The 24,706-nt window shown below is 63.9% G+C and carries 16 protein-coding genes and 1 tRNA gene; 6 read left to right on the forward strand and 11 right to left on the reverse strand.

The features are described from left to right. Window positions 1-40 precede the first annotated feature (40 nt). The 3 genes from WG899_RS15120 to WG899_RS15130 are packed head-to-tail and all read left to right on the forward strand — an operon-like array spanning window position 41 to window position 4,305. Window positions 41-1,594, forward strand: coding sequence for a methyl-accepting chemotaxis protein (locus WG899_RS15120; RefSeq protein WP_339596482.1), 1,554 nt, complete (start codon window positions 41-43; stop codon window positions 1,592-1,594). Window positions 1,595-1,649: 55 nt separating this feature from the next. Beyond that, window positions 1,650-3,113 (forward strand): sensor histidine kinase, encoded by a 1,464-nt coding sequence (locus WG899_RS15125; RefSeq protein WP_339596483.1) that lies wholly within the window; start codon window positions 1,650-1,652, stop codon window positions 3,111-3,113. A 28-nt stretch (window positions 3,114-3,141) separates the two neighbouring features. Beyond that, entirely contained in the window at window positions 3,142-4,305 is a 1,164-nt protein-coding gene (locus tag WG899_RS15130; RefSeq protein ID WP_339596484.1) for a DUF3369 domain-containing protein, read from the forward strand. A 14-nt stretch (window positions 4,306-4,319) separates the two neighbouring features. Here the strand turns inward: WG899_RS15130 and WG899_RS15135 are convergent, their stop codons facing one another. Continuing rightward, window positions 4,320-5,819: a S10 family peptidase gene (locus tag WG899_RS15135; protein ID WP_339596485.1), complete on the reverse strand. Its 1,500-nt coding sequence runs from the start codon at window positions 5,817-5,819 to the stop codon at window positions 4,320-4,322. A gap of 38 nt (window positions 5,820-5,857) precedes the next feature. Between WG899_RS15135 and WG899_RS15140 the strand changes: the two genes are divergently transcribed. Continuing rightward, a complete protein-coding gene (locus WG899_RS15140) occupies window positions 5,858-6,688 on the forward strand; it encodes a DUF429 domain-containing protein (RefSeq protein ID WP_339596486.1) in 831 nt (276 codons plus the stop codon). Between the two features lie 227 nt (window positions 6,689-6,915). On the opposite strand, the gene rocF is transcribed toward WG899_RS15140, so the two are convergent. The 5 genes from rocF to WG899_RS15165 form a co-directional block, all read right to left on the reverse strand. Then, the gene (gene rocF / locus WG899_RS15145) at window positions 6,916-7,836 is read right to left on the reverse strand and encodes an arginase (RefSeq protein WP_339596487.1); all 921 of its coding nucleotides are present in this window, start codon (window positions 7,834-7,836) and stop codon (window positions 6,916-6,918) included. Between the two features lie 20 nt (window positions 7,837-7,856). Beyond that, window positions 7,857-8,744: an LOG family protein gene (locus WG899_RS15150; RefSeq protein ID WP_339596488.1), complete on the reverse strand. Its 888-nt coding sequence runs from the start codon at window positions 8,742-8,744 to the stop codon at window positions 7,857-7,859. 118 nt (window positions 8,745-8,862) lie between these two features. Further along, a complete protein-coding gene (locus WG899_RS15155; RefSeq protein WP_339596489.1) occupies window positions 8,863-9,627 on the reverse strand; it encodes a HesA/MoeB/ThiF family protein in 765 nt (254 codons plus the stop codon). Window positions 9,628-9,725: 98 nt separating this feature from the next. Continuing rightward, a complete protein-coding gene (locus WG899_RS15160; protein WP_339596490.1) occupies window positions 9,726-11,171 on the reverse strand; it encodes a S41 family peptidase in 1,446 nt (481 codons plus the stop codon). Between the two features lie 205 nt (window positions 11,172-11,376). Beyond that, complete coding sequence (locus WG899_RS15165) at window positions 11,377-12,516, reverse strand: ABC transporter ATP-binding protein (protein ID WP_339596491.1); 1,140 nt, start codon at window positions 12,514-12,516, stop codon at window positions 11,377-11,379. A 127-nt stretch (window positions 12,517-12,643) separates the two neighbouring features. Here WG899_RS15165 and WG899_RS15170 point away from each other — a divergent pair, with 127 nt between their 5' ends. Then, window positions 12,644-14,251 (forward strand): ABC transporter permease, encoded by a 1,608-nt coding sequence (locus WG899_RS15170; RefSeq protein ID WP_339596492.1) that lies wholly within the window; start codon window positions 12,644-12,646, stop codon window positions 14,249-14,251. Window positions 14,252-14,328: 77 nt separating this feature from the next. Here WG899_RS15170 and WG899_RS15175 read toward each other — a convergent pair. The 5 genes from WG899_RS15175 to WG899_RS15195 form a co-directional block, all read right to left on the reverse strand. Further along, a tRNA-Arg gene (locus tag WG899_RS15175) sits at window positions 14,329-14,403 on the reverse strand. A gap of 82 nt (window positions 14,404-14,485) precedes the next feature. Beyond that, window positions 14,486-19,033, reverse strand: a complete 4,548-nt coding sequence (locus WG899_RS15180; protein WP_339596493.1) for a translocation/assembly module TamB domain-containing protein — start codon at window positions 19,031-19,033, stop codon at window positions 14,486-14,488. Continuing rightward, the gene (locus tag WG899_RS15185; protein ID WP_339596494.1) at window positions 19,033-20,994 is read right to left on the reverse strand and encodes an autotransporter assembly complex protein TamA; all 1,962 of its coding nucleotides are present in this window, start codon (window positions 20,992-20,994) and stop codon (window positions 19,033-19,035) included. Before WG899_RS15185 ends, WG899_RS15180 begins: the two co-directional genes overlap by 1 nt. Next, window positions 20,991-22,172, reverse strand: coding sequence for a vWA domain-containing protein (locus WG899_RS15190; RefSeq protein WP_339596495.1), 1,182 nt, complete (start codon window positions 22,170-22,172; stop codon window positions 20,991-20,993). The genes WG899_RS15185 and WG899_RS15190 overlap by 4 nt, the downstream gene beginning before the upstream one ends. A 100-nt stretch (window positions 22,173-22,272) precedes the next feature. Then, a complete protein-coding gene (locus WG899_RS15195) occupies window positions 22,273-23,268 on the reverse strand; it encodes a YDG domain-containing protein (RefSeq protein ID WP_339596496.1) in 996 nt (331 codons plus the stop codon). Window positions 23,269-23,425: 157 nt separating this feature from the next. On the opposite strand from WG899_RS15195, the gene WG899_RS15200 reads away from it, so the two are divergent. Beyond that, window positions 23,426-24,706 carry an EAL domain-containing protein gene (locus WG899_RS15200; RefSeq protein ID WP_339596497.1) on the forward strand — a complete coding sequence of 427 codons (1,281 nt, stop codon included), beginning with the start codon at window positions 23,426-23,428 and terminating at the stop codon, window positions 24,704-24,706.

Genomic DNA, 24,706 nt, shown 5'->3' on the forward strand with positions numbered 1-24,706 from the left:
TTGGGCGAATCATGAGGGCTTGTCGCCCTAGGAGCCGACGATGCTGAATCTGCAGGATTTCACGGTACGCGCCCGCTTGTATGCCTTGGCCGGCCTTTCGATGCTGATGTTGATATTTGTTGGCGGCATGGGCTTGTACAGCCTGAACGAGTCCGCGAATGCATTCAAGCACTTTGTCGACAACGACAATCAGTCCTTGGTCTTTGTTTCGGTGCTGCGTGCCGAAGCCGGCAATTTGCGCCGTTACGAGAAGGACATGGTCATCAATCTCGAAGACCCGGCGGCTGTTGATAAATATCGCGCCGACTGGGGCAAGGCTTTTGAGCGATTCTCCAAGGCCGAGCATGATTTTGCGAAGCTGGACATCCCGCCGGTCGAGAAGCAGCTGAACCAGGCCATCGAAGAGGGTTTGAAAAACTACAAGTCCGAGATGGACCTTTTCATGGGCAAATTGGGCGAAAAGGCCTTTGCTGACTCAGCTTCCGCGAACAAGGCCTTGGGCGCAGCGAAGAAAGCGATTCGGCCAATGGAAGAGAAACTGGCCGAGTTGGTGGCAGCCATCGACAAGGATGCCGATGAAGGCGTGCTCGAAATTGCCGCCCATGAGAAACGCATTCGGATGAGCCTGATCCTCATTTCGCTGGGCAGCTTGGCCTTGATCGGCTTCTACACGGTGTTCAATATCCGCTCCATTCTTCAGCCCTTGAGCGAGGTGCAGCAGTCGGCCGAGCGAATTGCGGGCCAAGACTTGAGCGAGGATATTCGCCCACACGGCCAGTGTGAAACCGGTGACTTGATGCGTGGCGTCAAGGCCATGCAGGATTCGCTGCGCGAGGTGGTGGGCAATGTGCGCGGGGCCACCGACAGCATCGCCACCGCAGCGGCCGAGGTGTCGGCCGGTGGGCATGACCTGAGCCACCGCACCGAGCAGGCCGCTTCCAATCTGGAAGAAACCGCTTCGGCCATGGAAGAGTTGACGGCGAGTGTCAAACATAACGCCGACTCGGCGCGGCAGGCGAATCAGCTCGCCACCGAGGCCGCCGGGGTGGCTCAGCGGGGTGGCGAAGTGGTGGGCGAGGTGGTCAGCACCATGAGCCGCATCAGCGCTTCGTCCAACAAGATCAGCGACATCATCTCCACCATCGACGGCATTGCTTTCCAGACCAATATCCTGGCGCTGAATGCCGCGGTGGAAGCCGCGCGCGCCGGTGAACAAGGCCGAGGTTTTGCGGTGGTGGCCAGCGAGGTGCGTTCCTTGGCGCAGCGCTCGGCCGAGGCCGCCAAAGAGATCAAGGGCTTGATCACCGCCAGCAGCGAAAGCGTCGAGGCCGGGGCGGCTCTGGTCGAGCGGGCCGGTGGCACCATGCAGGAGGTGATCGCCTCGATCGGCCGGGTTAGCAATATCGTGGCCGAGATCAGCCATTCGACGGCCGAGCAAAGCACCGGCATCGGGCAGATAGGCCAGGCCATCAGCCAACTCGACACCATGACGCAACAAAACGCCGCCCTGGTGGAACAGTCGGCGGCGGCCGCGCAAAGTCTGCAAACCCAGGCCGATGAACTGGCCAAATCGGTCGCCGTGTTCAAACTTTGAGGCCTGGCCTTCGGGGTCATATTCCCCGGCGGCCTGAGCCGAATGAGGCCCGGCGATGAGCCAAGCCGCTAAACAGATCTTTCGGAACCTGTTGCTGATCGCCGCGCTGGCCTTCGGCCTGATTGCGGGCGCCACCTTGTATGGTGGCCTCGGGCTGTGGACGGCGCTGGAGCGCTTCAGCCTGGAGGCCTTGCCGGATCATGACCGTGCCGAGCGGGCCTTGGATGTGGCCATTGAGTTCAAGTGGCAGGTGCAGGAGTGGAAGAACCTGCTCTTGCGCAGCGGCGATGCCGCCAGTTCGGCCGAACATTGGCAGGCCGTGTTGGCGCGTGAGCAAGCGGTGCAGTCTGGCTTGCGGGCGCTGCGCGCGGCCGCCGCGGAAGAGGATCGCAGTACCATCGATGCGGCGATCCAATCGCATCTGGCCTTGAGCCAGGTGTACGCCCAAGCCCGCGCGCGCTTTGAGGCCGATGGCTTTCGCCCACAGAGGACTGACGCCTCGATTCGCGGCGCCGACCGACCCTTGTTGGCGGCGTTGGATGTCATTTCCGACCGTGCCGCCGAGCGCGCCAAACGCACCGACGCCGAAGCCGAGGCCAGCGCGAAGCGCGCCATCACGCTGGCCTTGCTCGGTCTGGCCGCGGGTTTGCTGGGCGGCATGACGACGTTTTTTGTGATGATTCGTCGCGCCGTGCTGCGCCCCACCGAAAAGGTCTTCACACAGTTGGCGGCAACGTCTGAACTGCTGGTGCAGTCCGAGCGCATGGCCAGCCTGGGCGGCATGGTGGCCGGCGTGGCGCATGAGATCAACACACCGGTAGGCATCAGCCTGACCTGTGCGACCACGCTGCAGCAAGCCACCCAAGACGTCAGCAACCAGATGGCGGCGGGGACGATCAAAAAACAGGCCTTGCAGGACTATCTGAAGTTGGCGGGTGAATGCACCGACTTGCTGGCCTCGAATGCAAACCGGGTGGCCAAGCTGGTGCGCAGCTTCAAGCAGGTGGCGGTGGACCAGAGCAGCGAAGCGCGCCGCAAGTTCCGTTTGCGGGCCTATGTTCTTGAGGTGATTCAAAGCCTGCAAGGCGAGCTCAAGCGCAGCGCCATGCACATCGAGGTGCGCTGCCCAGATGGCATTGAAATGGACAGTTATCCCGGCGCCTTGGCCCAGGTTTTGACCAATCTATTGCTGAACGCACAGCGCCATGCCTTTGAGGAAGGCGCGGCGGGCTCGGTTTCGATCGAAATCTCGCAGGTCGGCGAGCAACTGGAGTTGGTGTTTGCCGACACCGGCCGGGGCATTGCGCCCGAGCATCTGGACAAGGTCTTCGACCCCTTCTTCACCACCCAGCGTCATGCCGGGGGCAGCGGCCTGGGGCTGAATATCGTCTACAACCTGGTGAGCAACACGCTGGCGGGTCAGGTGCGCTTGCGTAGCCAACTCGGCCAGGGCACGCAGTTTTTGATCAGCCTGCCGCGCGTGACGCCCCAGGCACCCAAGCGCACCCCAGGCGAGTGACTCGTCGTCTTTTTGAACTCACACCACCATGACCACAACGCCTACCGCCACATCCGCCGACGAGGCCTGGTTGCTGGATGACGATCCGTCTCCGGCGGGAGGGCAGGCGCTGGATCTGGCGCCGTGGCGGGTGCTGATTGTTGATGATGAGCCCGATATCCACGCGGCGACCCGGCTGGCCCTGAGCCAGGTGATGTACAAGGGCCGCGGCCTGCAGATGCTTTCGGCTTACTCGGCGCGTGAGGGCGTGATGACCATGCGGCGCGAAGCGGATATCGCGCTGGTGCTGCTGGATGTGGTGATGGAAACCGATGACGCCGGCCTGCGCATGGCGCGCCAGATCCGCGATGAGTTGGGCAACGCCTTGTCGCGCATCGTGCTGCGCACCGGCCAGCCGGGTCAGGCACCCGAGGCCGATGTGATCGTGCAATACGACATCAATGACTACAAGTGCAAGACCGATCTGAGCCAGCAAAAGCTCTTCACTACCGTCATCGCTTCACTGCGTACTTATGAGAGCTTGGTGATGATCGAGCGCAACCGGCGCGGCTTGGAGCGCATTCTGGATGCCTCCACCGATCTGTATCACGTGCGCTCTTTGCGCGAGTTCGCCTCCGGCGTGTTGAACCAGGTCAGCGCGATTTTGGATGTGGGGGCGGACGGGGTGCTCTGCCTGCGACGCGGCAGCACGGCGGACGAACCCGCCATTGTGGTGATGGCCTCGACCGGCAGCTACGCGGCCCTGGGCAGCATGGACGAGGTGGCGGTGAACGTGCCCTTGGATGCGGCCATCCAGCGAGCCTTCAAGGAGCGCAGCAGCCGCTTTGAGCACCCGCTGGACGTGCTCTATGTGGGCACGCCCGAGGGCCATGACTTTGTGGTCTTGGTGTCGCCGCCCTGGCCCTTGGCCGAGCCACAGCGCCGCTTGCTGGAATTGTTTTGCAGCAAGATCGCCTGGGCCTTTGACAATCTGCAGCACTTTGAGTCGGTGCAGCAGGCGCAACTCGCATTCACCCGCGCCGTCTTGGAACTGTTCGACGCCCTGCAGGCGCGCAACAGTTCCGCAGTGGCCGCGCCCTTGAGCCGGGTGCTGCCGCATCTGTCGGCGCAAAGCGGCCGCTCCTTTGACACGGCCGCCTTGACCCAGGCCTTGCAGCAAGGCGCGGATCGGGGCGGCACCAAGCCAGTCTGAGAACCTCGCGTCCCTTAGAGCGGGCTGGCGCGCACAAAGTCGCGCAGCTCGGCTGCCATGCGGACCAGCGAAGGCGGGTGGATGTACATCATGTGGCCGGCCTCGAAGTAGCTGACGCTGATATTGCCGGCCAGGCTGTCGCGCAGGCCCAGGTGGCTGAGCGTGTAGTCGCCGGCCGCATGCGGTGTGGCCAGGTCGTAATAGCCGCTGGCCACATAGATGCGCATGCTGGGGTTGGCGTGCATGGCACGGCGCAGGCTGTCGCCGACGTTCACATACTTGTTCTCAAAGCCCTTCCAGCTCCAGGTGTTCCAGAGCGGCGCCATCACCAGATAGGGCGCGTCGCTGTCGAACTTCAGGGTCTCGTGCAGCAGGCGATTGATGCCGACCGCATAGGCGCCCACCAAATTGTTCATGCCGGCGTCTTCCTCTGGGTGCTCGCCGGCGTCATCGCGGTCCAGGCCGAGGAAGCGGCTGTCCAGTCGGCCCACCGTCTGGCCGCGCTCTCGCAGCAATTCCTTGAAGAAGCGGAACTCGGTCGGGCGCAGATCGCTGCGCAGCAGGTAGGCCGTGCTCAGGCCGCTGTACAGCGAGAGCTTTTCGGCGATTTTTTGACGCTGCTCGGCGCTCAGGCGCGAGCCCTGCATCAGCGCCACCCAGTAGTCGCCATTGGCAAAGGCCTCGGCCTCAGCCACCACTTCGGCGACAGGCTTCTTCTGCAGCGCCGGCTTCAAGGCCTTGTGATACCAGGCGGTGGCAGCATAGGTGGGCAGGTAGAGCGGGTAGGGCAATTCGTTGCCATGGTCGAAGCTCAGGGTCTGGAAGTCCACCGCCATCGACACCAGCATCAGGCCGTTCAGATGGATGTTGTGCTTCTCTTGCAGATGGCGCGATAGGCCGGCCGCGCGGGTGGTGCCGTAGCTTTCGCCGATCAGGTATTTGGGCGATGACCAGCGGCCATGGCGGCTCAGGTAGAGGCGTATGAACTCACCCACGGCGTCGAGGTCGCGCTGGTACTCGTGGTACTCGGCCACTTTCTCGCCCTCGGCCACGCGCGAATGGCCTGTGCCCACCGGGTCGATGAAGACCAGATCCGACTCGGTCAGCAGCGTGAACTCGTTGTCGGTCAGGGCATAGGGGGGCTGACCGCACTGGCCCATCTCATCGGTGGGCACGCGCTGCGGACCCAACAGGCCCAGATGCAGCCAGACGCTGCTGGAGCCCGGGCCACCGTTGAAGCTGAAGGTCAGCGGCCGGCGTTCGTTCTTCTTGCTTGACTTCAAGGTGTAGGCGATGAAGAACACCGAGGCGCGCGTCTTCTTGCCCTTGTGTTCGCCGTCCTTGGCATCAACCTCGCGCAACAACAGCGTGCCGCAGGTGGCGGTGTAGGCCAGCGTCTTCTTGCCGATCTGGATCTTGTGCTCGGTGCTGACCAGGCGCTCGACGGGGATGGCGGGGCTTGGCGCTTCGCTGCGGCCCTTGTCCGGTTCGCTGGGGCTGGTTTCGTCTGCCATGGTCTGTCTCCGGTTTGATCAACGCTACATTGGCGAGCATGCACTCTAGCGCGACAAAACACAGCACGCCCCTATTGGGGGTAGATTTCAGCAGCGCCCCGACGCGGCACAAACCCATCACCCTGGCCGAAGGCATTCGCCAGGGTCAAGTCTTGCGCCTGGAGGGCCTGAAGGTCTTTGACAGTTTGGACGGCCTGGCGACTTTCTTGGCCCAGCCGGCCGATTGGCTGGGCGGCTTTGACTTTCCTTTCGGCCTGCCACGCGAACTGGTGCTGGCGCTGGACTGGCCTCAAAACTGGCCGGACTTGATCGCGCATTACAGCCGCCTGAGTCGCGCCGAGATCCGCAGTCTCTTTGCCGGCTTTTGCGCGGCCCGCCCGGTGGGGGCCAAGTTCGCCCACCGGGCTTGTGATGGTCCGGCAGGCTCGTCTCCGAGCATGAAATGGGTCAACCCGCCGGTGGCTTGGATGCTGCACGCGGGCGTGCCGCTGCTGCTGCAAGCCGGGGTCCATCTGCCGGGCTTGCATGCGGGCGATAGCCGACGCATTGCCCTGGAGGCCTACCCCGGCCTATTGGCCCGCGAAATCCTCGGGCGACGCAGCTACAAGAGTGACGACAAGGCCAAGCAGACGCCTGAGCGCCTGATCGCCCGCAAGGATCTGATCGATGCGCTGGAGCAGGGGCGCACCCGACTCGCGTTGCGCCTGAAGCTCAGCCATGCGCAGCGCGATGCCTTGATTGATGATGGGCGTGGCGACCGCTTGGATGCGGTGTTATGCCTGATACAGGCCGCTTGGGCCAGCAGTCGGCCGAATTACGGCCTACCTGCTGAAATTGATCCACTGGAGGGGTGGATCGTCAGTGCTTGAGTTGCTGTCTGCTGAAGGCAGGGCTTGAACAGTTGGGGACAGAACTCGACAAGTATGGCTCGGTCTGTCCCGCAAAGTCATAAGCTTCTCATCAATGTGCTCTTGCCGTCTGTCGCAGGCAGGGCAAGCTTACTTTCTCATCAAGGTGCTCTTGCCCTCTGCCATAGGCAGGGCAAGCTCATTTCCTCATCAAGGTTGATTTGCCCTCTGCCTTAGGCAGGGCAAACTTACTTTCTCATCAAGGTTGATTTGCCAAACAAGGACTCAATCAAATCCACCGCCACCTTGGCCGTCTTGTTCTGCAAGTCCAGCGCCGGGTTCAGTTCCATCACGTCGAGGGACGCCAGATAGCCGGTGTCGGCAATCATCTCCATGCACAGCTGGGCTTCGCGGTAGGTGGGGCCGCCGGGCACGGTGGTGCCCACGCCGGGGGCGATGTCGGGGTCGAGGAAGTCGACGTCGAAGCTGACGTGAAGATGGGTGTTGGCGTCCAGCGTCGCCAGAGCTAACTCCATGGTGTGACGCATGCCCATCTCGTCGATGTAGCGCATGTCAAAGACTTCCAGCTCCTGCTCATTGACGAAGCGCTTTTCGCCCGCGTCAACGCTGCGGATGCCAATCTGGCGCACCCACTTGGGGCTGATGGCGGGTACCTTGCCGCCGATCTCAATCAGTTGCTGCGGGCCAAAGCCGCACAGGCAGGCGACCGGCATGCCGTGGATATTGCCGCTGGGGGTGAGGGCGCTGGTGTTGAAGTCGGCATGGGCATCCAGCCAGAGCACGCGCAGCTTTTTGCCGGTGTCCCGGCAATGACGGGCCACGGCGCTGATCGATCCCAGGCCCAGGCAATGGTCGCCACCCAACAAGATGGGCATGCGGCCGGTCTTCAGCTCGGCGTAAACCGCGTCATGCACCGACTGATTCCAGGCGGTGACCTCGTTCAGATGGCGGTAGCCATCGACCGGCGGCAGCCAGGGGTTGGAGGGGCCGCTCAGATTGCCTCGGTCCAGCACATCCACGCCATGGCCTTGCAGGGCGGCCGCCAGGTCGGCGACCCGCAGCGCTTCGGGGCCCATGCTGGCGCCGCGCGCGCCGGCGCCAATGTCGGTGGGCGCGCCGATCAGGGAAACTTGTCTCAATGCGGTCATGGTGGTTTTCCTTTTGCTTCTTATTCGGCGTTGTTGGCGCCGGGGTTCATGTCGTATTCGGATTCGAGCAGGGCCCAGGCTTCTTCGGCCGTGTCGACGAAATGGAACAACTTCTCATCGCCGGGGCTGATCATGCCGGTCTCGACCAGCAGCTCGAAATTGACCAGACGGGTCCAGAAGTCGCGGCCGAACATCAGGATCGGCCGACGCCGGCATTTGCCGGTCTGAATCAGCGTCATGGTTTCAAACAGTTCATCCAGGGTGCCGAAGCCGCCCGGGAAGCACACCAGTGCCACCGAGCGCATCAGGAAATGCATCTTGCGCAGCGCAAAGTAGTGGAAGCGGAAGCACAGCTCCGGTGTGATGTAGGGGTTGGGGTGCTGCTCAAAGGGCAGCACGATGTTCAGGCCTATGCTCTTGCCGCCGACCTCATAAGCGCCGCGGTTGCCGGCTTCCATGATGCCGGGGCCGCCGCCGGTGACCACATAGATCGGGTTTTTGCGCTCGCTGGAGACGCGCGTGACGATGGCGGCAAAGCGCCGTGCCTCTTCGTAGAAGTGACTCATCGTCAATTGCATCTCGGCGCGCTTGAGTGCCTCGGCATCCCCGCCTAGCCGGGCCTGCTCGACCAGGGCCTGGGCCTGCTCCTGCGCGAGGATGCGGGCGCTGCCAAACATCACGATGGTGGAGGTGATGCCTTGTTCCTGCTGCATCAACTCGGGCTTGAGCAGTTCCAGCTGCATGCGCACCGGGCGTAGCTCCTCGCGCAGCAGGAACTCGCTGTCATCAAAGGCCAGCCGGTAGGCGCTGCCGGGCTGGTCATAGTTCGGTTGCGGGGCCAGCGCCTTGGTTTCTTCCTTGGCACTGGGGAAGTTGCGTGCGGTCAGCTGTTTGCGCTTGTGGCTCATGGTGTGTCGTCAGTGCTTGAATCCCTGCGGATGGCAGCTGTGCAAAAAAGGTCGGCGGGGCGCAGCTTACGGGAGCCTGCGAAGGATTCTGTTCGGTTTTTAGCGGCAATACAAAATTTCATTCGGGGCTGGGTCCCGGTGTTTGGCAGACGCAGCAATGCGGATCGCGCTGTACGCCGATCTCGCTCCATTCCATCCGGCGGGCATCCAGCATTTGCAGGCGACCGGCCAAGCTCGTCGGCAAGCCCATCAGCAGCTTCAGCGCCTCGGCCGCCTGCATGCAGCCAATGATGCCGACCAGCGGCGCGAACACGCCCATCGTGGCGCAGCGCACCTCTTCCATCTGGCTGTCGGGCGGAAACAAGCAGGCATAGCAGGGGGCTTCGGCCCGGCGGCTGTCGTAGACGCTGATCTGCCCGTCGAAGCCGATCGCCGCCCCCGCCACCAGCGGCTTGGCGTGCGCCACGCAGGCGCGGTTGATGGCGTGCCGGGTGCTGAAGTTGTCGCTGCAGTCCAGCACTACATCGGCCTCGCCGACCAGCCGGTCCAGCAGCGCAGCGTCGGCCCGGGCCTGCACACAGCGCAGGGTCAATTCGGGGTTGATGGCCCGCATCGCCTGCGCCGCCGATTCGACCTTGGGGCTGCCGACACGCGCCTCGGTGTGGGCGATCTGACGCTGCAGATTGGTCAGGTCCACCGTGTCGTCGTCGACCAAGGTGATGTGGCCGACGCCGGCGGTGCCGAGGTAGAGGGCCGCCGGGGAACCGAGGCCGCCGGCGCCGATGATCAGCGCCTTCGATTGCAGCAGCCGCTGCTGGCCTTCGATGCCAATGTCATCCAACAAGATATGGCGCGAGTAGCGCAACAACTGCATGTCATTCATGGTCGGCAGCATAGCGCGGCGCGCAAGCAAAACAGCCCGCCGGAGAGGGCGGGCTGCTGTGTGGGAGGCGGCACAAGAACTCTTGCGCGCCTGGAGGCTTACTCGGTCTTGGCCTCGGCCTTGCGTTCGACCGCGGTCTTGGACACCAGCACCGGCTTGCCCTTCAACTGATTCAGCGCTTGGGTCAGCTGGAAGTCTTCGCCACTGCCAAATTCAGGCAGGGGCTTGGGCGGCTCATTGCGCTTGGCGAATTCGGCCTCGAGCTTCTGGCGCGCATCTTCGCGAGCCTTTTCGCGCGCCTTTTCTGCGGCCTCGTCCTTGACCTCGTCCTTGCCGCCCAGATGCTTCTCCAGATCGGCCTCGCGGGTGCGCAGGGCAGCGAAGACATTGCCCTCGGCGGTCTCGTCCAACATGATGTCGGGCAAGATGCCGGTGGCCTGGATGGAGCGGCCGCTTGGTGTGTAGTAGCGCGCCGTGGTGATCTTCAGCGCGGTTTCTGGGCTCAGCTGACGCACCGTCTGCACGGAGCCTTTGCCAAAGGTCTGCGCACCCATGATGGTGGCGCGTTTGTGATCCTGCAGTGCGCCGGCCACGATTTCGCTGGCCGAGGCCGAGCCTTCGTTGACCAACACAATCATCGGCACCTTCTTCAGCGCGGCCGGCAGTTTCTTCAGCGGGTCGCTGCCGCCGCGGCGCAGGTAGTAGTCGGGGCTGGCCTTGAAGCTGGCCTTGGAGTCGGCGATCTGACCGTTGGTGCTGACCACCTCCAGATCCTTGGGCAAGAAGGCCGCCGAGATGGCCACGGAGGCCTCGAGCAGGCCGCCCGGGTCGTTGCGCAGGTCCAGCACCAAGCCCTTCAAATTGGGCTCTTGCTTGTAGATCTCTTCCAGCTTTTTGGCGAAGTCTTCGACCGTGCTGTCTTGGAACTGGCTGACACGCAGCCAAGCGTAGCCGGGCTCCACCACCTTGCCGCGCACGCTGCGGTTGTGGATTTCCTCGCGCACGATGGTGACCGGGAAGGTGCGGTTCTCGGTCTTGCGGTAGATGGTCAGCTGAACCTTGGTGTTCAGCTCGCCGCGCATGCGCTTGACGGCCTGGTCGAGGCCAAGGCCGCGCACCAGCGTGTCGTCGATCTTGCTGATCAGGTCGCCGCTCTTCAGACCGGCGCGGAAGGCCGGTGAACCTTCGATCGGCGAGACGATCTTGACCAGCCCGTCTTCCATGCCGATTTCGATGCCGACGCCGACGAATTTGCCGGTCGTGCCTTCGCGGAATTCCTTGAAGTTCTTCTTGTCGAAGAATTGCGAGTGCGGGTCCAGACCCGACACCATGCCGGCGATCGCGTCATTGATCAGCTTCTTTTCGTCCACCGGCTCGACATAGTCAGACTTGACCATGCCAAAGACGGCGGCGAGTTGCTGCAGTTCCTCGAGCGGCAGCGGCGACAAGCTGCTGCGCGCGTTCGCCTGCAATTGCATCGTGGTCAGTGCTCCGGCCACGGCGCCCAAAGCGAGCCAGCCTGCAACTTTCAATTTGGCACTCATGATGCTTGCCTGTCCTATCCGTCGGTCGAAGAAATCTGCTGTCTCCAGCATTCATGCGCCTCCCAGCCCGTTTTGAGGGTGGAAAACCGCCTTCTCAGTATATGCGTGGCGGCCGCGCCCTTGCTGAGTAGACACCCCCATTTGGCGGTCCAAATCTATGGATTCAAGTGCACAAACAGACGAAACCGCCGCCTTTACAGAGGCTTTACGTTTCGCTGCCCTGCGATGCGGCCTCGTTTTGGAGTCGCGGGAAGGTCACCACATGGTCCACATGGGCGCGTATACCGATCCACTCGCCGATGTGGTGGTCGTGGTGCGAGGGCACATGGGCCATGATGCGCTCACCCGAAGCGAGCCGCAGCGTGTAGAGAAAGTCGGCGCCGCGAAACACCTTGCGCTCGATCTGCGCCTTCACCGGCGCCAGATCGTCATGGATGATGTCGTCGGCGCGCAAAAGCACATCGCAGCGCCCGCCGGGATAGGCGCTGGCCAGCGCGCAGGCCTCGGCATCCATCAGGCTGCCCACCGGCGTTTCCACCTCGGGGCCGCTCGCGGCTTGCACAATCCGGCCGGCGGTGAAGACGCCGTGGCCAATGAAGTCGGCCACAAAGCGCGTTGCGGGGCGGTGATAGACGGTGTAAGCCGCGTCCCATTGCTCCAGCCGGCCCTGGTGCATCACGCCGACCACATCACCGATCGCGAAGGCCTCGGCTTGGTCGTGGGTGACGAACAGGGCGGTGGTGCCGCTGTCTTTCAAAATGGCGCGAAGCTCTTGCGACAAATGTTCGCGCAGATCGACGTCCAGGCTGGAGAACGGCTCGTCCAGCAAGAGCAAGCGCGGTGCTGGCGCCAAGGCGCGGGCCAGGGCCACGCGTTGCTGCTGGCCGCCTGACAACTGATGCGGCGCACGCTTGGCGGCGTGGGCCAAGCCGACCAGATTCAGCACCTCGGTGATGCGCGACTCGCGCGCCTGACGGCCCAGGTGGCGTAGACCAAAGCCAACGTTGTCGGCCACCGACAGGTGGGGGAACAGGGCGTAGTCCTGAAACACCATGCCGATGCGGCGCGCCTCGGGGCTGATGTGCAGGTTCTGGCTGGCATCGGCCAGCGCTTCGCCGGCGATGCTGATGCGGCCGCTTTGCAAGCGTTCCAAGCCGGCGATGCAGCGCAGCAGCGAGGTCTTGCCGCAGCCGGACGGGCCGATCAAGACGCCGATTTGGCCGCGCGAGAGGCTCAGGGTGACATGGTCAACCGCGCCGTGGCGCTTGTTGGGGCCGGACCCCTGGGCGTTTGGCGCCGCGCTGCCGGGATAGCGCAGCCCGATCTGGTCGAGTGCAAGAAACATGGCTCGTATGATAGCGAGTTGGCCCTGGCGGCCCCTTGTGCACAGCGATGCTCAGCGGCGCTGAATGCCCTCGCGGCGCCCTGTGGGTCACGTCTTGTCACTTCTTTCGACCTGTTTTTCTTCTCGCATGCTGCGTTTGATCACCGTTGTTTGCCTGCTATTGGCCGTGCCGGTGCTCGGCGTGCTGGGCTCTTGGTTGACCTTGGACGCTCAGTCCCTGGCGCTGCTGCAGCATCAATTGGCGACTGTGTTGCCAGAGTACGCCTGGAGTTCGCTGCTGTTGTCGATCAGCGTGGCGCTGGGCGTGGCCTTGCTGGGCGGTGCCACCGCGGCGGCGGTCAGTCTGTTTGAGTTTCCCGGTCGGCGCTGGTTTGAATGGGCCTTGCTCTTGCCCATGGCGATGCCGGCTTATGTGGCGGCCTATGCCTATACCGACGCCTTGCAATACAGCGGTGCGCTGCAAACCTGGCTGCGCGGCCTGACCGGCGCGTCCGGCCCGTTGTGGTCGGATGTGCGCAGCCTGCCGGGCGCGGTGTTGCTGTTCATTCTTTGCCTGTATCCCTACGTCTATTTATTGACCCGCACGGCCCTGCTGGAGCGCGGCGTGACCTTGATGGAGACCGCCCGCATCCTGGGCGCCGGCACCTTGCGGCGGGTGCGTGAAGTGGCGATGCCACTGGCGCGGCCGGCCTTGGCGGCCGGCGTGGCGCTGGCGCTGATGGAGACGCTGGCGGACTATGGGGTCGGGGCCTATTTTGGTTTGTCCACCTTGACCACCGGCATCTACAAGGCTTGGCTGGTGATGAATGACCGCTTGGCTGCTGCGCAACTGGCCTCGGTCTTGCTGGTGGCCGTGGCCGGTTTGCTGTGGTTGGAGCGGCGAGCCCAGGCCAAGCTGCGCTTCGCCAGCAGCCGCGCCGGCGCCCTGCATGCGGCGGACGCTCGCTCCATGCGCTTGCAAGGCTGGCCGGCATTGGCGGCGGTGCTCTTGTGCGCGCTGCCGGTCGTGTTGGGTTTCGTATTGCCGGTGGTGGCCTTGCTCAAGCTGATGGTGGCAGAAGCTCGCTATGGCGAATTTGGCCTGCCGCTGGCGCGCTTTGCCGAATGGGCCTGGACCAGCCTGCAGTTGGCCGGCATCTCCGCCGCCTTGGCGGTGGCCCTGGCCCTGGCCCTGGCATACGCGGCCCGCATCGGCAGCGGCGGGCTGCTGCTGAAGTCGGCCCTGCGCGTGGTGTCCTTGGGTTATGCGGTGCCGGGTGCGGTGATTGCCGTGGGCATTTTGCTGCCCCTTGGCTGGCTGCAAACGCATGCGCCGCAACTCGGCCTGACGCCCATCATCACCGGCACCATCACCGGGCTGGTCTATGCCTATCTGGTGCGTTTCTCCGGCGTGGCCCTGCAGTCGGTCGAAGCGGGTTATGCGCGTATCTCGCCCACCGTTGATGAAACCGCGCGCTTGCTTGGTGCCTCGCGGGGGCGCTTATTCCGCGTGTTGCATGCGCCACTGCTGGCGCGCTCGGCGCTGGCGGCTGCGCTGTTGGTGTTTGTCGATGTGATGAAGGAGCTGCCGGCCACTCTGGTGCTGCGGCCCTTCAACAGCGACACCTTGGCGGTGGTGGCCTATCAGTTGGCGCGTGATGAGCGACTCGGCGAGGCGGCTTTGCCCTCGCTGGCCATTGTCTTGGTCGGTCTGGTACCGGTGCTGATGCTGTCTCGCGCGATGCGGCAGCGCTGAGCCGGGTGTAGCCAAATGGCGAACCTCGGCATTCGCCAATGATGGGCCTGAAGCCCGCCGGGCTTGGTCGCCCTCATTGGTCCCTCCGACAGGAATCGAACCTGTATTTGCCGCTTAGGAGGCGGCCGTTCTATCCATTGAACTACGGAGAGACTGGACTCAGGCGCGCGGCCTTTGACCGGCGCGCATTCTCGCATGAAAGCCTGTGACAGCCCTTGAGGCCAGAGCTGCGGCTTACTCCCACTTCCACTGCCAGATCAGGTCCAGCGCATTGTCATCGCCGGACTGCGCGCGCAGCGTGAAGCGTTGCGCCAGGCGGTAGATCAGCTGCCAACTGCCGGCGGTGGCGTTGAGGCCGCGTTCATAGCCGACATACAAGCGCTTCGACAACTGCTTGCCCAGGCGCACCACCGTGCCCTGTGCTTCGACGCCGCTGTCGCTGAACGACAACTCGTCCAGACCCACCGACTTGATCAGCTTGGCCGTCTTGCTTTCCCCCTGGCCGTTCAGCAGGGCCAATGCGGCGCTGCTGAGCAGGGCGCTGTCTTGCGAGCCCAACTCGCTCGGTGCGCGGCCCAGCAGCAACCAGGACAAGGTGCTGCGCTCATCCAGCGCCGGTTCGGAGTAGAGCTTGACGCGTGGCTTTTGGGCTGTGCCGGTGATGCTGACACCCACCCGTTGGTCCTCCTGGCTGGGCCGCAAGGCCAACACGTCCAGGCGCGGGTTGTCGACAACGCCGTTGAAGCTGATTTGGCCTTTTTCGATTTCAAGCTTTTGGCCGTAGGCATCGAAGGTGCCGCTTTCGGTGCTGATGCGGCCGTGCAGGGCGGGGCCGCTGGCGGTCTGGGTCAGTTGCAGATTGCCGGCCAGCAAGGTGTCCAGTCCGTAGCCCTTGACGCGCAGCTTCTTGCCCAGGTCGATGTCGATCTTGACCTTGATGCGGCGTTTGCTGGTCGAGGCAGCTTTGGCGCCGGCATCGTTGGCTGCCGCGTCTGGCCGATGCACCGTCACGTCATCGCCCAGCTCGGGCGCATTGCCGCGCGAAAAATCGAACAGACCGTCATGCACATCCAGCTGCCCCTGCACGTCCAGCAAGTCAGCGTCGAGCGCCAGATCGACGCGTCCATTGACCGCCAGCCTTTGGTCTACGCGGCGCAAGACGCCAAATTTGTCGGCCAGCAGATGCAGGTCCACCCGCGGCTTCGCGCCGAACAAAACCTCGCCATGGGCCGACAGTTCGCCCTCACCGGCGTAGGCCTTGAACTGCTCCAGCTTGGCCTGCCCGCCATCCAGGCTGAGTGCAAACTCACCGCGCTGCAGGTCCACGCCCAATAAAGGGTTGCGCAGCACCAAGGCCGAGCCGCCGGCACGTCCCTTGAACTCGGGTGCCTTCAGGCGACCAGCGAAACTGGCGTTCGCAAACACATTGCCGCCCATGCGCCAGCCGGTCGGTACCCAGGCACCCCAGGTGCTGAGATTGGCCACCCGAGCCTCCAACACGCCTTCGAGTTTGGACTGAGCATTGGGCCACCACTTTGTCGGGTCTTCATTGCGAGCGGTTGCCGCGGCGCCCAACACGCCCACATTGCGCCCCGCCAGCGCCTGGGTCACATGCCAAACACCGGGGCTGCCGACGACGCCGAGGCGCATCTCGCTGAGTTCGAGTTTTTGCACCCCACTGTCGTCGCTCACGATCAGGTCACCGGCGCTGCGCTCCAGCGCCATATCGACGCTGAATTGCGGTGAGCTGTGCACACGTGCGTGGCCGACCACGACCAGATCGCCGCTCCAGCCGAAGTCGGGCTGCAAGTGCGCCAGCAATGGCGCCACCGACAGCGGCTCAAGCCGGAGATCAAGATTGAAGGCGTCCTCCAGCGGTTGGGCCAGTCGAGCCTCGGGGTTGGCCGCCGTCCATTGCGCTTGCTGCCAACTTAGGCCTGCGCCCAGCAGCTCGATCCGGCCGGGCTCCAGCTGCAGCTGTTGCAGCCGCGCTTGCGGCCCCAGGCCCAAATTCAGTTGCAGGTTCTGCGCCTTCAGCCAGGGGCCTTTGATCAACTCTTTGGCCGGTTCTCTGTTCGGACCTTGCGGCAGCGGCGTAGTTTGAGGCTGTGCAAACAGCTTGATCTCGCTGGCTGACCACTTGGCGCCGTCGCGCCAGGCTTGGTTGGGCGCCGCACTCAGGCTGCCGGTCATGCTCATGCTCAACGGGCCGCGCAGCGTGACATCGCCTTGCTTGTTGGTGGCTTGGCCGGGGGCGATCAAGGCCGCCGGCAGCTTGCCTTCGGCCAATGCTTGCAACTCGAAGCGGTGCTTGGCCCAGCTGCCTTGCAAGCTGGCGCTGGCGTTGGGTAGGGTCCAGCCGCTGCCGCTGAGTTGCTCCATTTTGGCGCTCAGGGCCAGAGGGGCGTCCTGCGCGCTGTCGAGATCCCATTGCAGGTCGGCAGCGTTCAATTGCAGGGCGGCCCGATTGGGCAAGCCGCTGAGTCGCAAGCCACGCGCCTGCATCTCGGCCTGGCTATGCCAAGTCCATGGGGCTGGCATTTGCCCGGGCTTCACCGGGCCCGCTTGGGCAACGGTCGTCTGCAGCTTCAGCTTGCCTTGCAGGCTGCCTAGCAATTGCGCCGGTGCCGCCGGCTTGGCAGGCGCTGTGGTGCGCAGCGCCGGGGCTGTTCCGCTCGTTTTCGCCGTTTGGACTGAATTGGATGCTGCAGCTGCTGGGGCCCGGAACGCCGTCAGCAGCGGCTGCAGCGAGGCAAGTTCCGCGAATTGCAGCTCCGCTTCGGCCTGCATGGCGCCCGCCTGATTCAGCTCACCCTGGGCTTGCAGTCGGTTGTTGGCGCCGGCGTTCAGTTCGGCCTTGAGCTGGGGGGGGAGGTGGCGCTCGAGATGGGTGTACCCAATGTCTGCGCTGAAGGGCACGCCGGCCAACTGGGTCGGCAGCACTTGCAGGCGAGCAGAGCCGCTGGGGGCGTAGGCATACAGGCCCGGCGATTGGGTCTTGCCCCCCTCGGGCCTGGGGCCAGCCTGCAGATTGGCCTCGAACTGAGCCGACAAGGCCTGTACCGTTTGGCGCCAGCTGCTGCCTTCTTCGCCACGCCAGAAGCGGCGCAGATCCGGCGCTTGCGCTTGCACCTTGGCCTGGGCTTGCCACCCCTGTGCCATGCTGGCGGCCTGCTTCAGTTTGAGCTGGCCGCTGGCCTCGACTTCGGCATCCTCGAAGCGCAGCTTGAAGGACTGCAGATTCAGATCGGTGCTGGAGACTTGCGCCTGCGCGCGCAAACTCAAGGGTGCATGGGTCGTGCCGGCGGCTCCCGTGCTCACCGGCGATGGGGTCTTGCCACCGGCGAGTTTGCCGTTGTTCAGCAGCCGACCTTCGAGCTTGGCGATGATCTCCAGCTGCGCGGGCGCCTCACCCGGTGTGCCGATTTGGTTGACCGGCTGGCGGGTGCTGAGCTCGATCTCGCCGGCCAACTGCAGGGCGGCCGCACGCGCGTCGAGGGCCTCGCTGTCCAGGTCCTGAATGGCAACGGTCAAGGCGCTGCCCTTGTCCTTGCTGCTCTGGCCCTTGGCGTGCACCCGACCTGCCGGCTGCCGGGCGCTGCCGAGCAGCAACTCCAATTGCTTGATGCTCAGCGCGGCCGGGTCACCCGGAGCGAAGGCCAGATCCAGGTTCAGGCTGCGAATCGGCAGCCCTTGTTCATTCCAGCGTCCGGCCAGGCTGTTGCTCAACTGGCTCTTGAGTACCAGGCTTGGGCCGGCGCTGGTGGAGGCCCCACCGGGTGGCTGGGTTTGTGAGCTTGGCTGTGCGAGCAACTCGGCTTGACCGTTCAGGCTGGTGCGTGGCAGCCCCGAGACCAGGGCCGAGAGGTCCAGCTGATGGGTGTCCAATTTGGCGTGCGACAGCGGCCAAGCCGCAAACGGCTGGACTTGCGCCTGAGCCTGCAATTGTTGAGACTCGGCCTGCAAATGGGCGCTCAGGGTCAGGTCTTGCAGTGGGCCCTTGGCTTGCAACTGGGCCTGCCAGGCCGGCAGGTTCTCGGCGTCATCGGCCTTGGAGCGCAGCTCCAGGCTGCTTTGCAGGGCCATGCTGCCGCCGGCCTGAATGCTGGCCGTGCCGCTCATCTGCAACAGGTCCCAGTGCAGTGAGTCAAGTTTGAGCTGGTGTTCGGTGCCGCCCTTGGCCCCGAGCTGCAGGCTGGCTTGCAGCGCGCTGAGCGGTTTGTCGCTGACGCTGGGCAGCAGCATCTCGGCCACCTGCAGACGAGCCACTTGCACGCCAATCGGCAAATTCAAATCACTCGGGGCGCTGCTCGGCTCTTGGCTGGGTTGCAGGTGCAGCTGCAGTCTTTGCGCCTGCAGGTGCTCGATCTGCAGGTCGGCCCAGAGCCGGGGCGAGCGATTCCAGCGCAGCGACAGGCCGCGCCAGCGCAAGTCCTCCAGTTCCAGCTTGTCTTGGCTGCCGGGCAGCACATAGCTGAGCCGCTTGGCCGAGAAGTCCCCGATCAGGCTGCCTTCGGGCTCGCTCACCTGTAGACCTGGTACTTGTTGCAAGAGCCAATTCGTGCCCGGCTGGGTGGCGACGCCCCACCACAGCGCGCAGCCGATGGTGCCGGCCAGCACCGGCAAGGCCAGCAGGCCGGGCAGCAAGCCGGGGCCGCGACGCCAGAGCGCGGGCTGGGGTTTCGCCACCGGGGCGCTTTCGGCAATCACTTGGGCGCCGCTGTCCGGGCTTGCTTGGCCTGCCGCCGGGGCTTGCTGGCTTGGGTCTGGTTGCTGACTCATCACAAGGCAATGCCCACGCTGAAATGCAGGCGCCAGCGTTGCAGCGCGGTGGCGCGTGCATAGTCAAGGCGCAGGGTGCCCAGCGGGCTGCGATAACGCAAGCCCAGGCCCAGGCTGGTGGTGGGCTTCAATTCGCCCCAGGTCCGGGCCGTCTGACCGGCGTCGGCAAACACCGCGCCCAATAGATCGGGCAGGCTGGGCATGAAGGCGTGGGCCAGCTCGACACTGCCGTTCCAGAGCACCCGGCCTCCGGTGGCCGTGCCGAGTGCATCAACCGGCCCCAGGTCCTCAAAGCCATAGCCGCGCACCGACTCATCGCCGCCGGTGCGAAAGCGCAGCTTCTCCGGTAGGCCGACGCTGGCCGGCGCAAATATCTGGCCCCATTCGGTGCGTGCCGAGCTGTACCAGCCGCCCGGCAGCGGGTAGTAACCATAGAGCTTGAGCTGGCTGCGGCCGAAGTAACCGTTGTCTTCGGTGGAGCTGTCGGCATAGCCGGCGCCCAACAGCAGCGAGCCGGTATAGCCCTTGGTCGGGCGTAGCGTGCTGTCAACCCGGCGAAGCGTCCACTGCACATTGGCCGAGACGGCGCCGGCATGGGTGTCCTTGCCGGGTTTGTTTTCGAAGGCGCGCAGCGCTTCTAGGTAATAGGTGCGATCTTCGCGTTCGGTCTCGCGGATGCGGCCAAGGCGGGCGCGCAGATTGATGGTGGCGGTGTCCTCATGCTTGAGGCGCTCGACAAACAAGGCGCCCAGATTGCGCTGCATATCGCTCAAGGGATGGGAGCTCAGTTCCAGGTCGGCCGAGCTTTCCTTGCTGCCCAGCTTGAGTTTGGTGCGGGCGCGCATGTCCAGGCCAAAAGGGTGGCGGTTGGTGTAGTCAGCGCCGATGCGCGGGCCGGAGGCGGTGTCAAAACCCAAGCTCAGCGTCACCTGTTGCCGCGGTGCTTCCTTGACCTGCACATAGACGGTGCTGCTGGCCGCATGGTCGGGGCTTTCGCCCTCCGGCCGGATGTCGACATTGGCGGTGTCGAACAAGGTGGTCTTGAGCAGGCGCTCCTGAAAGTCCAGCATCTTGCGCTCGGAGTAGGGCTCGCCCGGCACGAAGCCGGCCAAGCGCTCCACCACGCTGGCTGGTTGGTGGTTCAGCCCGGTGATCTGGATTTCACCGAGGCGGAACAGCGGCCCGCTTTCTAGCGTCAGCGCCAGCTCAACGCTATTGCTCTCGGCGTCGACGCGCGCCGCCGTCTCGCTCCAGCGTGCCAGTGGGTAGCCTTGGGTGCGCACCCGACCGAGCAGCGATGATTTGGCACTGCTCCAGGCGTCTTGGCTGAAGGGTGCGTCGAGGCCTAAATCCCAGTCTCGACGCAAGCGTTCACGTTGCCGGGTCTTTTGGGCGAGCAGCGCCGCGCTGGGGCTCCTGTCTGCCGCATGCTCGGGCGCCGGCTCCAGCAACTCACCGGCAAAGTTCAATTCCAGCGCACTGATCTTGGCTTGTGGGCCGGGCTGCACCTTGACGGTGATGGTGGGGGGCTCGCTGCTGCGACCCTCGGGGCGACCGAGCACATCGCTGCGCTCTACCGTCACGTCTGCGTTGAAGTAGCCTTCGGTCTCTAGCAAGGCGCGCGCCTGTTGCGGCGCCGCTGCGCTCAAACGGCCCAGTTCCTGCGGGCTCAGGCGCTGGTCCTCAGGGGCGCGACGAAAGCGCGCCAGGTCCAGGTGTTCTTCCAGCAAGTCCTTCAACTTGGTGGGCGCCTGCACCTGCAGCGTGTACTCGGCCACCAAGCGGCGGCCGCTGGCATTGGCCTCACGGTCGGCTTTGGCCGCTGCCGTCGGATCGAGGGCTTGGCCCAAGTTCTGCAAGCTGCTGCACGCCGGCAGCACCAAACTGGCGGCACACAGCAGCAGCCAAGTCGCCGGCCTGCAGCGCGCCCAAATGTGCGTGAACAACAAGTCAGACTTCATTTGCTCAGCAATCGCATGGCACCTTCCAAGCCTGCGAGCGAGAGCGGGAACATGCGTTGATGCATGATCTGCTGAATCAGAGCGACGCTTTGGCGGTACTGCCAGACGCCCTGGGGTTCGGGGTTGATCCAGGCGTACTTGGGGAAGGCGTTGGCCAACCGTTGCAGCCATTCGGCGCCGGCCTCTTCGTTGTTGTATTCGACGCTGCCGCCGGGCTGCAAAATTTCGTAGGGGCTCATGGTGGCGTCACCGACCAAGATCAGCTTGTAGTCGCGGTTGTATTTGCGAATGATGTCCCAGGTAGCGGTTTTCTCGGCGAAGCGACGGCGATTGTTCTTCCACACAAAGTCATAGACGCAGTTGTGGAAGTAGTAGAACTCCATGTGCTTGAACTCGCTCTTGGCGGCCGAGAATAACTCCTCAACCCGATGCACATGCTCGTCCATGGTGCCGCCCACATCCATCAGCAGCAGCACCTTGACCTTGTTGTGGCGCTCCGGTTGCATGCGAATGTCTAGCAAGCCGGCGTTGGCGGCGGTCTTGTGGATGGTGTCGTCCAGATCCAGTTCGAGCTCCGAGCCCTCGCGGGCGAAGCGGCGCAGGCGGCGCAACGCCACCTTGATATTGCGCGTGCCGAGTTCCAACTGGTCGTCGTAATCCTTGTAGGCACGCTGCTCCCAGACTTTGACGGCACTTTTGTTCTTGCTGGCGCCGCCGATGCGAATACCTTGCGGGTTGTAGCCGCTATTGCCAAAGGGGCTGGTGCCGCCGGTGCCTATCCACTTATTGCCACCTTCGTGCCGTTCTTTCTGTTCCTCGAAACGCTTTTTCAGCGTTTCCATCAGCTCGTTCCAGCCCATCTTCTCGACGGCCGCCTTTTGCTCGGGCGTCAGTTCCAACTCCAGATGTTTGCGCAGCCACTCGAGCGGCACATCCTGCGTGAAGTCGGTCAGCAGTTCAACGCGCTTGAAATAGGCCGCGAAGGCGCGGTCGAACTTGTCGAAATGAGCCTCGTCCTTGACCAGGCTGGTACGGGCCAGGTAGTAGAAATCATCGATTGAGGGCGGCCCATCGGCCCCGATCACGCCGGCCTTCAGCCCTTCCAACAGGGTCAAAAACTCCCGCACGGAAACCGGTAGCTTGGCGGCGCGCAGGGTGTAGAAGAACTTGATCAGCATGGCAGCCCGGTCGGGGAGAAAGCGGCGAAAAAGGCCAGTGGAATGATTATCCACTGGCCTTTGATCAGCGTCGCTGCTTGCCTCGAGCCTGGCGCCGGCCTCAGTCCTGCCGTTCGGCGATCACAACCACAGTGCGTTGACCGTTGATGGTGATCACGGCCTGGTAGGGCAGGGCGCCGTCAGGCACCGCGCTGGCGATAAAGCTGTACGTCGCCGCATCAAAGCGCAGCCAACTCGGCAATGCCTCGCCTTTGAGGGTACTGGCCCTTGCGGTGGCGCCGCTGGCTTCGATTGATTTCTGCAAAGGCTCTGGCAGGGCAAAGCTGAAGCCCGATCCCGCCGTCGCGGTGTTGCGCGGCACACTCACGCTGATAAGACCTTGCTCCGCATTGCTCGGCGCTTGTGTCAGCGCCACATTGATTCCCGCCGTCAACGCTGTGCTTGCGGGGCTGCTCGTACGTGCCACCTCGGCAGGGGCGGCGACAGGCTGTTCGCTGACCTTTACTGCCGCGGGTGCCGGTGGTGGCGCTACCGGCGGTGTCGGTGGCAGGGGCTTGGCGGTGATGTCTGCCACGCTGGTGCTGCTGGTTTGTAGCAGTTGGTAGTTCAATGCGTCCGTGCCCCCGAGGGTGATGTTCTGGATGCTCACCGGCTTTTGCAGGCCTGGCATGGCACTATCGAACTGCGCCGCAGCGGAGCTCACGTTCAACTGGTCGTCGCCAATTCGACCTACGAGCACCGCCTGGTCCAGCTTCACTTGAGCAACCGCTGTGCCGTCTTCAAGCTTGCTGAGGGCGTTAATGCCGGTCACGGCGCTGATTGGCGCGCGCGTGATATCGGCTTTGGCACTCGCGGTGTTGCTGTCCAGCACATAGTTGCCGGCATCGGTGCCGCCCAGGCTCAGGCCGGTGATAGCCACCGTCTTGCCATTCGCCGCCGTCTTGTCGGCAAAGACGCCGTTGGCGGTGGCCACGCTCAGGGAGTCGCCTGTGACCTTGCCGGTGAAGGCCGCGCCGCTGCTGTTCAGCGTGGCGGCAGTCGTGCCGTCATAGACCTTGTTGGCGGCGACGATGCCGCGTTCAGCCCGCACCTTCACTTTTGCTAGCTAGATATATTGCGCCAAGCCGATGTCGTGAAGTCGCGGGAAAAGAAGCCTGATTCTTGGTGTTACTTTTTGACTTTGGAGCGCGGTTCGCTTGGTATCGCGTCGCGCCTTGTGCCAGACTGGACGTGGTGCAAACGAGGGGCAGTGCATGAATCCCGAAGTCGAACAAATGCTGGCGGCGCTTTACGCCTCGATCGACGAAGACCCCGAGCGGTCTGGCCGGTGGCTGGCGCGGCATGGCGGCCACTTCTTGCGCAGCCATTTCCAGCCGATTTACAGCTTCCCGCACCGACGCCCGGTGGGCTATGAGGCCCTGATTCGGGTCAGCGATGCACAGGGCCAGGTCTTGTCACCGCTGCACGCCTTTGAGCGGGTGGGCAGTTTTGAAGAGCAGGTGCACTTGGACCGCTTGTGCCGCCTGCTGCATGTGCATAACTTCGTGGAGCAGCGCTCGCAGGACTGCTGGTTGTTTCTCAATATCCACCCGGCCGTGTTTGTGCATGCCAGTCGACACGCCGAGATGCTGGCGCAGGCGATTGAAGTGGTGCAGCAACTGGGACTGCCTATGAGTCGCCTGGTCCTTGAGGTGACCGAGGACGTGATGGCGCAGGATGAAAAGTTTGAGCACGCGGTGGCGGCGGCTCGGCGCACCGGCTGCCTGCTGGCGCTGGACGACTTTGGGGCCGGGCATTCAAACTTTGACCGCATCTGGCGCATCAAGCCCGAGATCGTCAAATTGGATCGAGGCCTGCTGCAGCAAGCCACGGCGTCGCCGCGCATGGCGCGGGTGCTGACGCAGATGGTGTCGCTATTGCATGAGTGCGGTGCCTTGGTGCTGCTGGAGGGCGTTGAGACGCGCGATGAGGCGCAGCTGGCGCTGGATGCCGATATCGACCTGGTGCAGGGCTACGCCTTTGGCAGGCCGCAGGCCGAACTGCTGACGGCCGGGGCGGTGTCACCGGTGATCGAGGACGTCTGGGATCTGTTTGACGCCTCTCATTCGCAGGGGCGCCAGCGCTATGACGAACGTGTGGCGCCTTACCGCACGGCGATGGCCTTGGCGCTCTTGCCCCTGCAGCAGGGGCGTGGCCTGCGCCAGGCTTGTGAGGCGTTCTTGCGCCTGGAGGGGGCGCAGCTGTGCTACTTGCTGGACGAGCATGGCCGCGAGTTGGGTGAGCGCGAAATGCCCGCCGCGGCGGTGCTCGAGACCGATCAGCGCTTCGCCCCGCTGGAGCGCGCCGGGGATGCCCGCTGGGCGCGCCGGCCCTACTTTCGCCGTGCGCTGGCCAGCATCGGCGAAGTGCAGGTGACGCGGCCGTATCTGAGCCTGCATGGCGCCCGTTTGTGCATCACCGTCTCGGTAGCTTTTTGGCAAGAGGGGCGCCTGCGTGTGCTCTGCGGCGACGCCGATTGGGGCCAGGCCGAGTAG

It is taken from the genome of Paucibacter hankyongi (assembly GCF_037482915.1).
Lineage (GTDB): Bacteria > Pseudomonadota > Gammaproteobacteria > Burkholderiales > Burkholderiaceae_C > Paucibacter_A > Paucibacter_A hankyongi.